A 15,473-nucleotide genomic window follows, 5' to 3' on the forward strand; every position below is an offset into this window, starting at 1 on the left:
TCTTTAAGTATAAAAAAAGCAGGGAACCCCTGCTATGGATAATTATACAAATATTAAGGTGTGTTTTAAATATTTTTTGTACCTTCCTCCAAAAGCTTTACAGCTATGAATAATTTCATTAAATCATTCAAATTTGAGGGATACAGTCCTGAAAGCTCTGATATTTTCTTTAGTCTGTAATGAAGGGTGTTAATATGTATATGCAGGGCCTCAGCAGTATTTTTCAAAGAGTGATTTTGCCTGAACAGCTCCTTAAGAGTAACCATAAGATCCTCTTCATACATAAATGTGCCGATGGTTCTTTCTATAAAGTCCTTCTTAGTTTCCGGAGAAAGGTCATCAAATATCATTTCTATGGTCAAATCCTGATCAAAAATGATGGTGCCCCGGTCTTTTGCGATTTTTAAAGCTCGTTCTGCCTGCATAAATGATTCGGACAGACTGAAGGGAGGCAATGGTTTTCCGGTGCCGATACTTACTTTGGCAGCAAGCAGGTTTTCCAGAAAACGATGGAAGCGTGTGATCTTTTCCCTTATGCTGCGATCTTTTTCTGCTGAAGAAACCCCTGCTAAAAGGACAATTCGATCATTGCCCCAGCGAATCAGAATATCATTGGGCCCTGCTTCCTTCCAGGATAAAATTCTATTCCAAAGATCACGATGAAGCAATTGGCTAGTTTGCCTGAATTCAGCGATAGATGCCTGTCTGTCCACTGAGAGGTTTATTTTCAGCAGATGAGCCCGTTCTTTGAATGCGGGATCCCACTCCTTAGTCTGCAGCCAGTCAAACATAAAACCTTCCATTGCGCGGGCCTGCCAATCGAGCTGCTCTGCAAAGTAACTTTCGCTGATAAACAACTCTGTCAATTTGCGGATGATTTCTGCGAAAGGGGAAATTTCATCGGGATTTCCGGTAATGCCGATAACGCCAACAGTTTCCCCTTTGAAAAAGATCGGCAGGTTAATACCCGCTTTTACACCCTGAAGGCGTGATTGATCCTTCCTTGTAATAATCAGCTTTTCTTTATGTTTTATAGTAAGCAATGCTCCTTCATGAAAATTGCCTATTCTGCCGGCGTCTGTGCTTGCAATGATCACTCCGCACGTATTGGCAACTATGATATCTTCCTGAAGAAACTGACGGACTTCAGCTATGATTTTTTCAGCCAGATCAGGCAGCAGCATATCAAATCTCCCTTTGGTTTTTGATTTTATTATATATAAATAAAAAACTTCCTGCGAATTTTCTAATATCCCTTTTAAAAACCGGGTATATTCATTATGATAAGGGTTAGAAAAATTTTGAAGGGGACAGGTATGATATGTGGAAAGACGTAAGAAGCTGGCTGGATAAACTAACACCTGCCCAAGTAATATCCGGATATTATTTATTGGCAGTATCTGTATCGGTACTTTTATTAAGAATACCGGCTGTACATAAGCCGGGAGTGGAGGTTGCATTTATTGATACGGTTTTCACTGCTGTAAGTGCAGTCAGTGTTACCGGTCTGACAGTGGTGAATATATCAGAAACTTATAGTGTTTTTGGTTATTTTGTCATCATGTTCATACTTCAGTTTGGCGGAATAGGGATCATGGCCCTGGGCACATTCTTTTGGCTCCTGCTTGGCCGCAAGATTGGATTAAGAGGACGCCGCCTCATCATGGTCGATCATAATCAATATGCCTTGTCAGGCCTTGTCAATTTAGTGAAAGAAATCATTAAAATAATATTGGTAATTGAAACGCTTGGTGCGCTCATATTGGGTTTTCATTTTCTAAAATATTACCCTGCATGGGATGATGCATTTCTGCATGCGCTGTTTGCCTCTGTCAGTGCAACAACCAACGGAGGCATGGATATAACAGGAGCCTCTCTTAAACCTTATGCCGGCGATTATTTCGTGCAGCTGATCAATATTATTCTGATTACGTTGGGAGCTATAGGTTTTCCTGTTCTTATCGAATTAAAGCAATTTTTATTTCGGAATAAATGGGACCAGGAGCCCTCTTTTCGATTCTCCTTATTTTCAAAATTGACGACTGTTACGTATGCAGCTCTTCTTGTGTTTGGAACACTTATTTTGCTCATCATGGAATTTAATCAATATTTTAAAGGCATGACCTGGCATGAAAGCTTCTTTTATGCATTCTTCCAATCCGCTACCACCCGGAGCGGCGGTCTTTCAACCATGGATGTTAACGAGTTTACAATGCCTACACTCGTCATAATGAGCATTTTAATGTTCATCGGGGCGTCACCCAGTTCTGTCGGCGGGGGCATCAGGACGACGACCTTTGCTGTAAATATACTTTTTATTTATCACTTTGCAAAAGGAAACCGGGATATAAAAATATTTAAAAGAGAAATTCATGAAGATGATATTCTGAAGTCTCTTGCCATCACACTGCTTGCTATTGGAATGTGTTTTTTCTCTGTAGTCATACTAAGCATTACAGAAAAGCAGATGGAGCTTATTGAAATTATTTTCGAAGTCTGTTCAGCTTTTGGTACTACGGGCCTTTCGTTAGGAATAACACCTGAATTGTCAATTGTTGGAAAGTGCATCATAATGGCCTTAATGTTTATTGGAAGAATTGGATTAACCTCTTTCTTATTTATTATAGGCGGAAAAGAAAAACAGCCAAATTACCATTATCCAAAAGAGCGGGTTATTATTGGCTAAAAAAAGCAGCCCGGAATATTTTTCCGGACTACTTTTAATTTCTGCAGTTAGAACGCTCAGTTCTTTCGAGGCAAAGCGATTCCCTATTTCAATCTGTTCCGCGGCTGACATCCTTAGTCGGATGCATAAAAGGGTATGCTTGAGGCGGTTTTTTGCTTTCAAGGAGTTCTTTGTTTTCTGTTGTATTCCAGCCGATATCATTTGTAGGATGAATCCATTCGTCTCCAGCCATAACTGCAGGATCTGTTTCATCACTCCAGTTTTCCAGCGGTGAACTGTTTGAGGAATAATGACTGTCCCCGATAGTTACGCCAAAAGAGTTCTTGAAAGGAGGCTGAAGCTTCATGCCTGTGTCCTTGAAGCTCGGAGCTTCAATTTGATGTGGAAGTGTCTCGTCAATGCCAATGCTTTTATTTAACTTCTTCTCATTTGTCATAAGCGGCTCATTCCTTTTTACTCTATTTTTTGTACTGGAGAAAAATTTATGAATGCAAAATAAGGAAGGCACAGTGAGGAATGAAACCGATTATTTTACTAAAAATAAACCTGTGTTAAAGCTGAAGATATAATTTAACACGAAGAAATTTTCTCAGGAGGAGATTGGGATGGCAAAACGAAAAGCTGAGTATAATGCTGTTGAAAAATACAGCAAGACGCCTAAGAAGAACCTTCAGGAATCGGAGTTTTCGGCAGAATTCAGCCAGGGAGAAAATCCCATGAAAATGGCTAACCGCAACTCCAAACATGGGAGAGAGGGAAGAGCCTAGTGGATCAAAATAAACCACGGAAAACAAGCCGGCAGAATGGCTCTGCCAACGTAGAATTCGGCATGGAGTTTGGGGATATAAATGCCGGGAAATTTTACGAGCTGCCCTTTATGAACCGTGATAAAGATAAAAAGAAAGATCGGGATAAATGCTAAAAAACCGGCAGTTTTTTTCTGCCGGTTTTTTCATTATAGTAAAGGACCCGAAAAGATAGAGACTGTTTCAGAGCTTGAATCGAAATAGGCAAGAAGAACAGAGTGTTTCTTTTCAATTAATCCCTCATTAATATACTTTTCGATATCAAAGGATAACCTTTCACTTAAGGTATGTTTGTATATTTCTTTTTCATTCAGCTGGAGATTTAAGAAGCTTTCTCCCAGCTGGTTTGGGTTTTCGAGCAGAGACTGGTAAAGTTTTGACCTTTCGGATTTTTCAAAGCTTGGCTGCCACCATGGCTTTCTGGGCTTATATTTTTGTTTTGAAATATAGTCAAACTTCATTAGTCCTTCAGCTATATCCAGATCAGCAATTTCTTTTGTTTGAAGAAATTCAAAAAGGCGTTTGAATAAATCCTCAAGCTGATGCCCAATTCGGGACCAGCCTTTTTGCTCCCAATAGCTGCCGAATTCCTGGAAGAAATCGAAAGGAGTCGGAAATACTTTTGTAACCAAATATTCAACAGTTGCATCCATTCTATGGTCATTCCAATATTTCTCTAACACATCTTCGACCTGTTTTATGCGAATGATGTCATCGAAGGATAAAACATTATTTCCTAATATTTCATATGGTGAGTGGTCCATATAAATATATTGATGATCTTCTGCCCTTAAGCGAAGACCGGTGCCTCTCAGCATTTTTAAGAAGCCGAGCTGGAGCTCTTCCGGCCGCATGGCAAATACATCATTAAATGTTTTTTTGAATGAATCATAATCTTCCTCAGGCAGGCCGGCAATTAAGTCGAGATGCTGATCGATTTTTCCTCCATCCTTTACCATTGTGACTGTTCGGCAAAGCTTGTCAAAATTCTGCTTCCTCATGACCAATTCATTTGTATAGTCGTTTGTCGACTGTACGCCAATTTCAAATCGGAATAATCCTCGTGGTGCTTCCTTATTCAGAAATTCAATGACCTCAGGTCTCATGATATCTGCGGTGATCTCAAATTGAAAGACAGTTCCCGGGAGATGCTCATCGATCAAAAATTGGAACATTTCCAAGGCATAACTGCGGCTAATGTTGAATGTGCGGTCCACAAATTTTAGAGTTTTTGCACCATTCTTCATTAAATATCGGATATCGTCCTTAATTTTTTCCCTGTCAAAGTAACGCACACCTACTTCAATAGAGGAAAGGCAAAACTGGCAGCTGAATGGGCATCCCCGGCTGGTTTCTATATAAGTGACACGTTTAGAAAGGTGGGGAATATCTTCTTCAAACCGGAACGGTGAAGGAAGATCGCGCAAGTCCAGCTTATTGCGCTGTGGATTAATGCGAACCTGGCCGTTTTCCCTGAAAGCAAGACCATGCACATTTTCCATATTCATGGTGCTGTTCAGCTCCGTCAGCAGCTGTTTGAAGGTTTCCTCACCTTCTCCGATCACAATGTAATCAAATTCTTGTACATTGTTCATCCAATCTGCAACATCATATGTCACTTCAGGTCCTCCGACTACAATGTGAATGGAGGCGTCAATCTTTTTAATCATCTTAATGACTTTAATGGTTTCCTCGATATTCCATATATAACAGCTGAATCCGATCACATCAGGCTTTTTGCGGACCAGATCTGTAACGATATTCATTACCGGATCTTTAATTGTATATTCGGCTAATTCCACATCGAAATCAGGCTGAGCGTATGCCTTTAGATAGCGGATCGCAATATTTGTATGAATATATTTAGCATTAAGCGTACTGGCAATAACTTTCATTTATTTCTGAACTCCCTTTTTAGCAACTTAAACATCATATAATTGTATCATATTTTTGACTGAAAAAAAGGAAGTAAAACATTGACATATGTATTGGAAGATAAACTGTACATATTATTATAATATTTATAAAAATACAACAATTTGTATTAAAACTATAGTAAGATAGTAGAAAATAAAATATTTAGCTGGGAGAGGGAATGAATGAAGGTAAGTCTTTTTGCAACATGTCTGGTAGATATGTTTCAGGGAAATGCAGGCAAAGCAGCTGTTGAACTGCTGGAGCGGCTTGGGTGTGAAATAGATTTTCCGGAATCACAGGTCTGCTGCGGCCAGCCTGCCTACAACAGCGGATATGTGAAGGAATCGAAGGAAGCCATGAAAAGGATGATCACGGCATTTGAACATGCAGAATACGTTGTTTCCCCTTCCGGATCCTGCGCCTATATGTTTCATGAGTATCCGCATGTTTTTAAGGGAGACTCTGTGTGGGAGCCCAAGGCAAAAAAGCTTGCCGAAAAAACATACGAACTTACTCAATTTATCGTTGAAGTTCTCAATGTGGACGATGTCGGGGCAAAGTTAAATGGGAAGGCCACCTATCATACATCCTGCCATATGACCAGGCTTCTTGGAGTAAAAGAAGCGCCAATGAGATTATTAAGAAATGTGAAGGGCCTGGAATTCGAAGAGCTTCCCGGTAAAGAGCAATGCTGCGGTTTTGGCGGAACATTCTCCGTGAAAATGGCTCAAATATCGGAACAAATGGTAGATGAGAAGGTTGGGCATATAGAGGAGACTGAAGCGGAAATCCTCATTGGAGCTGACGCAGGATGCCTGATGAATATTGGAGGCAGGATCGGAAGGCAGGGAAAGCCAATAAGGGTTATGCATATTGCCGAAGTGTTGAATTGCCGATGAGTCATTAATGGACATGCTTTGTTACAGGAGGAATAGTTATGGCTATGAAAATAGGAACAAACGACTTTAAGGATCGTGTAGATTCCGGAATAAGCAATTCCTTTATGAGAGGGGCAGTGTCAGGTGCACAGGAAAGGCTTCAGACTAGAAGACTTGATGCTGCCGCAGAACTTGGAAATTGGGAAGAATGGCGTTCGCTATCAGAAGAAATTCGCCAGCATGTGCTTGAAAATCTTGATTTTTACTTATACCAGCTCAGCGAAAATGCAGCTAAAAGGGGAGGGCACGTTTACTTTGCTGAAACTGCGGAAGAAGCCTCTGCCTATATACGGGAAGTGATTGAAAAGAAGAATGCAAGAAAAGTGGTTAAATCAAAGTCGATGGTAACGGAAGAAATCCACTTAAATGCCGTATTGGAAGATGCAGGATGCCAGGTCATTGAAACAGATTTGGGAGAATACATCCTCCAGGTGGATGACCATGACCCGCCATCACATATAGTAGCGCCTGCCCTTCATAAGAATAAAGAGCAGATTCGGGATGTATTTGCAGAAAAATTAAACTATCAGAACACAGAAAAGCCGGAAGAGCTTGCATGGCATGCGAGAGAAATGCTACGCCACGAATACTTAACCGCCGATGTTGGCATTACGGGCTGCAACTTCGCAGTTGCGGAAACCGGTTCAATCACTTTAGTGACGAATGAAGGCAATGCAGATCTTGTCACAGCCTTGCCTAAGACACAAATTACGGTAATGGGCATGGAAAGGCTGGTACCTACTTACGAGGAAATGGAAGTGCTGGTCAGCATGCTGACCAGGAGCGCGGTTGGACAAAAGCTAACGAGTTATATAACTGTTTTGACTGGTCCAAAAGAAGAACTTGATGTTGATGGCCCCGAGGAATTCCACCTCGTCATTGTGGACAATGGCCGCTCATCGATATTAGGAGGGGAGTTTCAATCCATTCTGCAATGTATCCGATGTGCTGCTTGTGTGAATGTTTGTCCCGTATACAGGCATGTTGGAGGCCATTCCTACGGATCGATTTATTCAGGCCCGATCGGAGCGGTTCTGTCACCCCTTTTAGGCGGCTATGATGATTATAAGGAATTGCCTTATGCATCCACTCTTTGCGGGGCCTGTACAGAAGCATGTCCAGTCAAAATCCCATTGCATGAGCTGCTTCACAAACATCGGCAGGTAATTGTCGAAAAAGAAGGAAGGGCTCCAATATCGGAAAAGATGGCGATGAAGGCCTTTGGATTGGGGGCAGCTTCACCGTCCCTTTATAAACTGGGATCTAAGCTGGCACCGGCAGCCATGAATCCATTTACAGCAGGCGACAAAATTACAAAGGGGCCCGGCCCTTTAAAGGCATGGACAGAAATCAGGGATTTCCCGGCTCCTAATAAAGAAAGATTTCGTGATTGGTTCAACAACCGGCCAAAAGGAGGCGGACAGCAGTGAACGGAACTATTCAGAATCGGGACGCTTTTTTAAATAAAATTGCAGGCAGACTGGGAAGGGAAAAGAGAATTTCCGGAGTTGAAAGGCCAAAGTGGAGCTATAATCCTCAGGATTACATCTTTAAAGAAGCAGATGCAGATGAGCTTCTTGAAGCTTTAAAAACACAGTGCACGAAAATACACACTGATCTTCTTGTAACAAAAGCCGTCAATTTGCCGGAAACTCTTAAAGAGATTGCAGCCCAGTACGGAGGCGGTCCAGTAGTGACCTGGAAGGATGACCGTTATAGACAGTTTGGACTTACTCAGCTATTTGAGGAAATTTGGCCAAAAGAGAATGTGGAAGTATATCAATGGGATTATTCTGCTGGAGAAATTAATGTTGATTACGCAGAAAAGGCCAATATCGGCATCACCATCAGTGAAATTACGCTGGCTGAATCCGGAACAGCAGTCCTGTTCAGCAGCAGAGACCATGGGCGGTCAGTCAGTTTTCTGCCTGCTGCTTCCATTATCCTTATTCCGAAAAGCACACTTGTTCCGCGCATGACACAGGCTGCAAGATTCATCAGGGAAAGAGTGAGCAGAGGGGAGCTGGCTCCTTCATGCGTTAATTTCATAACCGGCCCAAGCAATTCAGCAGATATTGAGATGAACCTTGTTGTGGGAGTGCATGGGCCTGTTAAGGCTGCTTATATTGTTATAGATGATTTATAGCACCTGACTTTGTTTTATAGGACAACAAAAAACGCCAACATAAGTTGGCGTTTTTTTGAGCGTCCCAGGCGAGATTCGAACTCACGACCTACAGCTTAGGAGGCTGTCGCTCTATCCAGCTGAGCTACTGAGACATGTTGGAATAATTAAATTGTTTGCAATACAAATATTATTGGCATATCCTGTTTCTTCCTCTGCAAGCCTATACAAGGAGCAAATGCGTCGAAACAAAGCTGCAGGGATGTATCTCAGGGAAGTTTACGCTTAGCTGAGCTACTGAGACATGATGGCATAAATTAAATTGTGTTAAGTAAAAATAATTAAATTGGTAACACAGTTACTTATTATAATCCCATAATCAAAAATGGTCAATGGTTATGCCTAAAGTAAAAAACCGGCCAGTAATACATGGGCCGGTTTGTTTTTCTAACTTGTAAGTTTTTTACGATAAAATCTGGCATATGCCCTTGATCTATCTTTCAGCTTCTTTAGCTGTGATGTCTTCAGTTCAATGATTGGCTGTGCAAATGAAGTAATCAGCTTGCTTGAGAGAAGCAAGGTCAGCAGCAGTGATATGCCGGCAAGCAGCAGGAAGTTCTCCGGTTTAGTGAAAAAGCCCTGTACATCACTTTCTCTGAATACCCGTACAAAGAACCCATGCAGCAGATAGACATAAAGTGTATTTTTCCCTAAGTTAGTAAAGAAATATTGTTTGCGCGGTACGAAAGCAAAGAAGCTAAATACCATGATTGTGCTTAGGATATAAAAGCCCAATCTCGTAAAGACTGCCCCAATGGAAGCTGCACCCATTTCAGTATATGGCTTCGATCCAAGCAGCCATTTGTAATCCACTTCAGGGTAAAGATAAAAACCGATAAATACCACTGCAAAAATAGCAAACGCACTAATTCTGAACTTCGGCTGGAATAGAGCATATAAATGCTCTTTCTTTAAGTAGTATCCCAATAAAAATAACGGGAAGAACACAAACGTCCTGGATAAACTTAAATAGTTTGAAATCCAATCTGCATATCCTACAGCAAGCCCTATGATAAAAGCGGCAGCCAGGGAGTAAACCGCTTTATACTTTGCGAAGAATAAAAGCATGATATTCCAGCAGAACATGCTGATCAGGAACCATAATGACCAATGCGGGTTAAAAGGGTCCAGCTCAAAGGTGCCTTTATTATATAAAAAGTAATAAAAAACGGAATAAATAACCTGGAAAATGATATATGGCAGTATAAGCTTTTTAGCAATTTTCTTTATATAGCCTTTTTTATAAAAGCCTTTTGCAAAAAAACCGGATACCAATATAAATGCCGGCATATGGAACGTATAAATCACTTTATATACTGTATAAATTGTCTCATTATCTTCAATAAAAGAGCGGAGCAAATGCCCGAAAACGACAAAGAAGATCAAAATAAACTTAGCATTGTCGAAATAATAATCACGTTGTTTCATATGTCCTCCTCTATTAAAGACCCCCAAAAAATTACTCTATCTGTCTTTACCCACTTTAACATGAAGCAAACTTCATTTCTCGTGTAAATAGGAGGTTTTATTTACAGAAAAAGTAAATTAAAAATTTTTAATAATGACTGTATCACACGATTTGAAATTCTGTTATATAAAAAAAACGGCTAACTAACTTATATTTTATAAGGTTGAAAAAATTTTTGGCAAGACTGTTTCAAAACCTTTGATTTAAATGCCACTATTGTTTCAGATAAATGGTAGCAGTCCGTTTAGTCTGCCAAGTTGTGAAAAGCTGCTCTTCCCAGAAAGAAATCATAAAGGGAAATGCCCGGATAAGTGCCGGAGTAAAAGAAATTGGAAAAATAATCTTCAAATGTCATTTTTGTTCTATTATAATGAATTGAAAGAATAGTAAAAAAGAATTAGGAAGTAATCTAGTTCAATTGTTCGCATCCGGTTAAATCACAAAGGGGGAAGTATATTGAAATGGTTAAGGAAATTCAAATCAGGAAAAAAGGAACGAAAAGCTTCATCCATGTCTAAAAATCCAGATATTGGCAAGTTTTTTAATAAAATGGCCGGCACAAGCTGGTGGAAGAACCTGAAGCTTGGCCAGAAATATGGGGTCGCGCTTTTTGTGACCATTGGTCTATTCACAGTTTCAACCGTCCTTACTTTTTTTCTGCTTACAATTGCCAATTCAAAAATGGAGACTGTTAGGGATTCAGGAGAAAAAGCCATTAAAATTACTGAATCAGCGGCCACATTCCACCATAAAGGGAGCACGATTGGAAACTTTATCATTGACTCCAATCCAAAACATTTAAAGACATTTGACCAGCTGACAGAGGAATTTAATAAATTAAAGAAGGAAATTTCTCCGGATCTGATCAATACAAAATCCAAAGACCTTTTTAAGCAAATTGATGAAAATGATCAAAAAATCACCAGTTTATTTCATGATGTCATTGAGCCAAAAGTAAAACTTCAGCATGAAAGAGAATATAGGCTTGGGAAATTGCAGGCAGATAATATTATTTCTGAAACGGTAGAAAAATTGAGTACCCTTAGCAGCATGATGAAAGAGGATCAGCAAAAAGCTGTATCTTCTGCAAAATCCAGTCTAATCCTAACTTTGATAGCACTTGGCATTTCAATCATCGTTTCCGCCATTCTTGGAATCGCAAGTATTGTTTTTATAGGACGTATTATTTCAAAGAAATTAACTTCAATCGTACAGTTCTCAAATGAAATTGCAAAAGGAAACCTCAATGCAGATTCAGTAGAATATGAGGGTAATGATGAAGTAGCACAGCTTAGCAGAGCCATGAATTCCATGAAAGAAAAACTGCAGACTATGATTCAGGAAATTAATGCAGTTTCTGGATATGTTTCAGAAAGAAGCGGAGAACTGAATATTGCGGCAAATGAAGTAAAAGCAGCCAGTCAGCAGGTTGCTTCAACCATGCAGGAGCTTTCAGGAGGAGCTGAGGATCAGGCTGGATCTGCAACACGTTTGTCCTTATTGATGGACGAGTACCTGGAAAAAGTGAAAGAAGCAGCATACAGCGGGAAAGAAATCAAGAGTGCTTCCACAGAGGTGTTATCGCTTACTGAGGATGGAAACAAGCTTATGAAAAAATCCCAGGAACAAATGGGATTAATTAATCAGATTATGAAGTCGTCTGTGGACAAGGTTAATGGGCTGGATGACCAGACCAAACAAATCTCAAGGCTGGTTAAAGTTATAAAGGAAATTGCTGACCAGACCAACCTGCTCGCATTAAACGCAGCAATTGAAGCTGCCAGAGCCGGTGAGCACGGAAGAGGTTTTGCAGTTGTGGCAGATGAGGTGAGAAAGCTGGCTGAGCAGGTATCCTATTCAGTATCAGATATCACCAAGATTGTCGGAGGTATTCAAGCAGAGTCTAACAGTGTAGCCGTGTCACTTCAAACAGGCTATGGTCAAGTTGAAAAGGGAACGGAGCAAATTCAACTGACAGGACAAACATTCCAGAAAATTTATGAGGCAATTAACTCGATGTCTGCCAATGTCAGCGATATTTCCCGCAGCCTCGAGCAGGTATCAATTAACTCTTCACATATGAACCAGTCTATTGGCAATATTGCTGCAGTATCTGAGGAAGCTGCTGCAGGCATCGAGCAAACGAGTGCATCAATGGCTCAGACTAACCATTCAATGGAGGAAATCTCAGATAATGCACTGTCTCTGTCGGAATTGGCAGAACAATTAAATGAAATGATTGCAAAATTCAAACTGTAAAATCCAGGCATACTCGTTATAGGGTATGCCTCTTCCTTTCTAACCAAAGCACTTAATAATTATTTAAGACAGTTTTCCCTAAGATTTAAAGGTTTTAGTCTAATTTTGTAGAAATAATTAACTAATTGCAAATCCCAATAGGAGGAAATAGAGTGGTCATTATGAATCAGGAAATCAGGAGACTCTATGCCAGGATTGAGACTTTGGAAAAGGAAAATAATATGTTGGCGAATGATAATTCGTCTAAATATAATCTATTCTCTCACTCAAAAGATGGAATTTTAATCTTTGACAGCGAGGAGAAAATAGTTGATGTCAATCCATCATTTGCTGAGAGTATAAAGATGGATAAACAGCAGCTGATAGGCAGGAGCCTGTGTGAAATCGTGCCGGAAAATAAGCATTTCAAGCTCGAGAAGCAAAAGGAGCTATTGAAGAAGAATAATAGTGTCAGGGGCATCCTTCCAGTATATAGCGGCAGAAGTATTATTGAGTTTGATTTTACTACAAGCGCTCTTAATGAGAGCGGTCTTTATATGTGTATATTAAGAGATGTCACGAGTAAGCGTCGCCTTGAACGGAAAGTGAAAAAGAATGAAGAGCTGTATGCGGACCTATTTATAGAAGCTCTGGATGGCATCATTTTTTGGTGTGGTAATGGTGAAATCATCGATGCTAATGAGGCTGCCTGCCGAATTTTTGAATGTACACATGATGAACTGATCAAAAGACAGGTGAAAGATTTTGTCTATGAAAAATCGGAAAGATACAGAAACATTGTTAAAGAGATGTTCATTAAGGGCTCAATAAGGGATGAGCTTGTTTTTCTAATGCCAAATGGACAGTTTAAATCTTTGGAGTTTACAGTGAAATTGAACTCTGTTGAAGGCTACCATATGACAATCTTCAGAAATGTCAGCGAGCGTCACGCCATGGAAAAAAGCTTAAGGGAAAGCGAGCAAAAATTTCGGATGATATTTGAAGGGGCTCTTGAAGGTATTCTTCTCTGGAACGATCAATTTCAAATAGTCGATATTAATCAATCAGGCCAGAGAATGCTGCAGATGTCAAAAGAGGATCTTGTAGGGATATCACTGCATAGTATTTTGAATGACTGCAATATAACTGATGATGAGTTAAAAGATCAGATAAGAAGCATACACTCAGAGGGGCAATCAGACGGGAATCTTTCCATTACTTTAAAATCAGGCAGAAAGAAATTTTTTGAGTTTTCCAACAAGCTGAATATTTTTTCTAATATCAGTATGACGACGTTTAAAGATATAACTGAGAAGCTGGAAATGGAGGAGCAGCTTCGTAAATCAGATACCTTAAATGTCATTGGAGAATTGGCAGCAGGGATTGCACATGAGATCAGAAATCCTATGACGGCCCTTAAAGGGTTTATACAGCTTTTGGAGGGCAGTGTTAAAGAAGATCATACGATGTATTTCAATGTGATCACCACTGAGCTCAGCAGGATAGATTCAATTATTAATGAATTTCTTATTCTTGCTAAGCCTCAAGCTGTCAAATTTGTAGAAAAAGACATTTCACAAATCATGAAAGAAACAGTCGATCTTCTTAGTGCCCAGGCCGTTCTGCACAATGTTCAATTCAGAACTTATTATGAACAGAACTTGCCCAGGGTTTTCTGTGAATCCAATCAAATGAAAAAGGTTTTTATTAATATAATAAAAAATGCAATTGAAGTCATGCCAAAGGGTGGATATATTACAGTATCCATTCAAAAAGAATCGGACCAAAAAGTTCACATATCCATAGGGGATGAAGGAACTGGAATTCCTGCACATAAAATAAAAAAGCTTGGTGAGCCTTTCTATACTACAAAGGAAAGAGGTACTGGACTTGGCTTAATGGTTACATATAAAATTGTAGAAGAACACAAGGGAACAATTGAAGTGGAAAGCAAATTGGGTGAAGGAACTGTTTTCCACATCTATTTGCCCACATAATAAAGGCGGGAATGAAATGACAGGCAGAGTTTATTCTAAGAAAATGACACCGGCTGGAGACATTTACATCGTAGCAGAAAATGGAATCCTTTTGGCTTTATACATGGGGGAAGCTGATTTTCTGGAAGGGGAAGAGGTCTCATCATTGCAATTTAATCCCTCTGACTCTTTGTTAAAAAAGTGTGCTCTCCAGCTTGAGGAATACTTTGACGGACATAGGAAGGCCTTTGATCTCCCAATTGACCCTAATGGAACTGAATTCCAAATAGCAGTATGGAAAGAGCTTTGCCTCATCCCATTTGGGGAGACAAGAAGCTATCATGACATTGCTGTTAAAATAGGGAAAGACAAAGCTGTGCGGGCCATTGGACAGGCAAATAAGGCCAATCGCCTTCCAATCATTATTCCTTGCCATCGTGTTATCGGCAAAAATAAATCACTAACCGGGTATGCAGGAAGCAGGACAGAAATTAAAGAAATATTATTATCCCTTGAAGGGGCTAATTATGCTAAATAGTTGTCAAAATCACCTCTTAGGGTGATTTTTTTGTTTCTTAAATTTTGTTGACGAGAGATAACATGTTCGACTAATATCTAATTAGATGATAATCGAAATGAGGCTCTGTATTATGCAATTAAATCGTTTAGTGGCTTTTTATAAGACTATGGGAGACCCCACCAGAATCCGGATTGTTTTTCTCCTTGCCAAAGGGCCGCTGCATGGCCAGGCGATAGCCGGAAAGCTTGGCTTAACCCCGCCTACTATTACGCATCACCTAAATAAACTGCGGGAAATAAACCTTGTTTATCAAAGGAGAGATAAAAATACTGTTTATTTTTACCTGAATGAATCTGTACTGAAACAACAGTCAGGTGTTCTTGCAAAATTGGCAGACAAAGAGGAGGTTAAAAAAATGGAGGAATTAAATTCAGAAAACCAGAAGGTTATTGAAAATTTCTTTACACGGGATGGAAAGCTGAAGAATATTCCCGCCCAGAGAAAGAAGAAACTTATGGTTTTTGAGCACTTAATTAAAGGCTTGAAAATGGGCAAAAAATATGAAGAAAAAGAGCTTAACGAATATATCAAACAGTATCATGAAGACTATGCTACTATACGCAGAGAATTTATAATCAACCATTATATGTACCGTGAAAATGGAATTTACGAGTTAAACCCTCCTGAAATGTGGGCAAAAATAGAAGGGTAAGCAGGGGGTCCTGACAGGGCCCCCTGC

General features: G+C 39.9%; 14 protein-coding genes and 1 tRNA gene. 10 read left to right on the forward strand and 5 right to left on the reverse strand.

Annotation, left to right across the window (positions count from 1 at the left end; translation table 11 throughout):
- Positions 1-65: 65 nt before the first annotated feature.
- Complete coding sequence (locus ACTHRG_RS00210) at positions 66-1,184, reverse strand: CdaR family transcriptional regulator (protein ID WP_076256915.1); 1,119 nt, start codon at positions 1,182-1,184, stop codon at positions 66-68.
- A 137-nt stretch (positions 1,185-1,321) separates the two neighbouring features.
- Between ACTHRG_RS00210 and ACTHRG_RS00215 the strand changes: the two genes are divergently transcribed.
- Entirely contained in the window at positions 1,322-2,686 is a 1,365-nt protein-coding gene (locus tag ACTHRG_RS00215) for a TrkH family potassium uptake protein (RefSeq protein WP_076256917.1), read from the forward strand.
- 88 nt (positions 2,687-2,774) lie between these two features.
- Here the strand turns inward: ACTHRG_RS00215 and ACTHRG_RS00220 are convergent, their stop codons facing one another.
- Positions 2,775-3,122, reverse strand: coding sequence for a DUF3905 domain-containing protein (locus ACTHRG_RS00220; RefSeq protein WP_076256918.1), 348 nt, complete (start codon positions 3,120-3,122; stop codon positions 2,775-2,777).
- A gap of 169 nt (positions 3,123-3,291) precedes the next feature.
- On the opposite strand from ACTHRG_RS00220, the gene ACTHRG_RS00225 reads away from it, so the two are divergent.
- Both ACTHRG_RS00225 and ACTHRG_RS00230 read left to right on the forward strand, forming a co-directional pair.
- Complete coding sequence (locus tag ACTHRG_RS00225; RefSeq protein ID WP_166672519.1) at positions 3,292-3,453, forward strand: hypothetical protein; 162 nt, start codon at positions 3,292-3,294, stop codon at positions 3,451-3,453.
- A complete protein-coding gene (locus ACTHRG_RS00230; RefSeq protein ID WP_175609051.1) occupies positions 3,453-3,608 on the forward strand; it encodes a hypothetical protein in 156 nt (51 codons plus the stop codon). Before ACTHRG_RS00225 ends, ACTHRG_RS00230 begins: the two co-directional genes overlap by 1 nt.
- Before the next feature lie 33 nt (positions 3,609-3,641).
- Here ACTHRG_RS00230 and ACTHRG_RS00235 read toward each other — a convergent pair whose 3' ends face one another.
- Complete coding sequence (locus ACTHRG_RS00235; protein WP_076256920.1) at positions 3,642-5,387, reverse strand: B12-binding domain-containing radical SAM protein; 1,746 nt, start codon at positions 5,385-5,387, stop codon at positions 3,642-3,644.
- A gap of 204 nt (positions 5,388-5,591) precedes the next feature.
- On the opposite strand from ACTHRG_RS00235, the gene ACTHRG_RS00240 reads away from it, so the two are divergent.
- From ACTHRG_RS00240 to ACTHRG_RS00250, 3 genes are read left to right on the forward strand one after another with little or no spacing between them, the layout of a single operon-like run.
- A complete protein-coding gene (locus ACTHRG_RS00240) occupies positions 5,592-6,308 on the forward strand; it encodes a (Fe-S)-binding protein (RefSeq protein WP_076256922.1) in 717 nt (238 codons plus the stop codon).
- A 38-nt stretch (positions 6,309-6,346) separates the two neighbouring features.
- The gene (locus ACTHRG_RS00245; protein ID WP_440230413.1) at positions 6,347-7,777 is read left to right on the forward strand and encodes a LutB/LldF family L-lactate oxidation iron-sulfur protein; all 1,431 of its coding nucleotides are present in this window, start codon (positions 6,347-6,349) and stop codon (positions 7,775-7,777) included.
- Positions 7,774-8,493 (forward strand): LutC/YkgG family protein, encoded by a 720-nt coding sequence (locus ACTHRG_RS00250; protein ID WP_076256926.1) that lies wholly within the window; start codon positions 7,774-7,776, stop codon positions 8,491-8,493. Before ACTHRG_RS00245 ends, ACTHRG_RS00250 begins: the two co-directional genes overlap by 4 nt.
- Positions 8,494-8,553: 60 nt before the next feature.
- Here ACTHRG_RS00250 and ACTHRG_RS00255 read toward each other — a convergent pair.
- Together ACTHRG_RS00255 and ACTHRG_RS00260 are read right to left on the reverse strand one after the other, a co-directional pair.
- Positions 8,554-8,627, reverse strand: a tRNA-Arg gene (locus ACTHRG_RS00255).
- Between the two features lie 292 nt (positions 8,628-8,919).
- The gene (locus ACTHRG_RS00260) at positions 8,920-9,960 is read right to left on the reverse strand and encodes an acyltransferase family protein (protein ID WP_076256927.1); all 1,041 of its coding nucleotides are present in this window, start codon (positions 9,958-9,960) and stop codon (positions 8,920-8,922) included.
- 496 nt (positions 9,961-10,456) lie between these two features.
- Here ACTHRG_RS00260 and ACTHRG_RS00265 point away from each other — a divergent pair, with 496 nt between their 5' ends.
- The 4 genes from ACTHRG_RS00265 to ACTHRG_RS00280 all read left to right on the forward strand — a co-directional run bounded on the left by ACTHRG_RS00265 (position 10,457) and on the right by ACTHRG_RS00280 (position 15,446).
- Positions 10,457-12,259, forward strand: a complete 1,803-nt coding sequence (locus ACTHRG_RS00265) for a methyl-accepting chemotaxis protein (protein ID WP_286147862.1) — start codon at positions 10,457-10,459, stop codon at positions 12,257-12,259.
- A gap of 161 nt (positions 12,260-12,420) precedes the next feature.
- Positions 12,421-14,235: a PAS domain-containing sensor histidine kinase gene (locus tag ACTHRG_RS00270; protein ID WP_286147869.1), complete on the forward strand. Its 1,815-nt coding sequence runs from the start codon at positions 12,421-12,423 to the stop codon at positions 14,233-14,235.
- 16 nt (positions 14,236-14,251) lie between these two features.
- Entirely contained in the window at positions 14,252-14,752 is a 501-nt protein-coding gene (locus ACTHRG_RS00275) for a methylated-DNA--[protein]-cysteine S-methyltransferase (RefSeq protein ID WP_076256930.1), read from the forward strand.
- 112 nt (positions 14,753-14,864) lie between these two features.
- Positions 14,865-15,446, forward strand: coding sequence for a metalloregulator ArsR/SmtB family transcription factor (locus tag ACTHRG_RS00280; protein ID WP_076256932.1), 582 nt, complete (start codon positions 14,865-14,867; stop codon positions 15,444-15,446).
- Positions 15,447-15,473: the final 27 nt, after the last annotated feature.

This window comes from Cytobacillus sp. SAFR-174 (assembly GCF_051964675.1).
Classification (GTDB): Bacteria; Bacillota; Bacilli; order Bacillales; family Cytobacillaceae; genus Cytobacillus.

Coding starts and splice junctions, on each gene's coding strand:
- ACTHRG_RS00260 (WP_076256927.1), bottom strand. CDS start 9,960: ATGAAACAACGTGATTATTATTTCGACAATGCTAAGTTTATTTTGATC.
- ACTHRG_RS00210 (WP_076256915.1), bottom strand. CDS start 1,184: ATGCTGCTGCCTGATCTGGCTGAAAAAATCATAGCTGAAGTCCGTCAG.
- ACTHRG_RS00225 (WP_166672519.1), top strand. CDS start 3,292: ATGGCAAAACGAAAAGCTGAGTATAATGCTGTTGAAAAATACAGCAAG.
- ACTHRG_RS00240 (WP_076256922.1), top strand. CDS start 5,592: ATGAAGGTAAGTCTTTTTGCAACATGTCTGGTAGATATGTTTCAGGGA.
- ACTHRG_RS00215 (WP_076256917.1), top strand. CDS start 1,322: ATGTGGAAAGACGTAAGAAGCTGGCTGGATAAACTAACACCTGCCCAA.
- ACTHRG_RS00235 (WP_076256920.1), bottom strand. CDS start 5,387: ATGAAAGTTATTGCCAGTACGCTTAATGCTAAATATATTCATACAAAT.
- ACTHRG_RS00220 (WP_076256918.1), bottom strand. CDS start 3,122: ATGACAAATGAGAAGAAGTTAAATAAAAGCATTGGCATTGACGAGACA.
- ACTHRG_RS00245 (WP_440230413.1), top strand. CDS start 6,347: ATGGCTATGAAAATAGGAACAAACGACTTTAAGGATCGTGTAGATTCC.
- ACTHRG_RS00280 (WP_076256932.1), top strand. CDS start 14,865: ATGCAATTAAATCGTTTAGTGGCTTTTTATAAGACTATGGGAGACCCC.
- ACTHRG_RS00275 (WP_076256930.1), top strand. CDS start 14,252: ATGACAGGCAGAGTTTATTCTAAGAAAATGACACCGGCTGGAGACATT.
- ACTHRG_RS00270 (WP_286147869.1), top strand. CDS start 12,421: ATGAATCAGGAAATCAGGAGACTCTATGCCAGGATTGAGACTTTGGAA.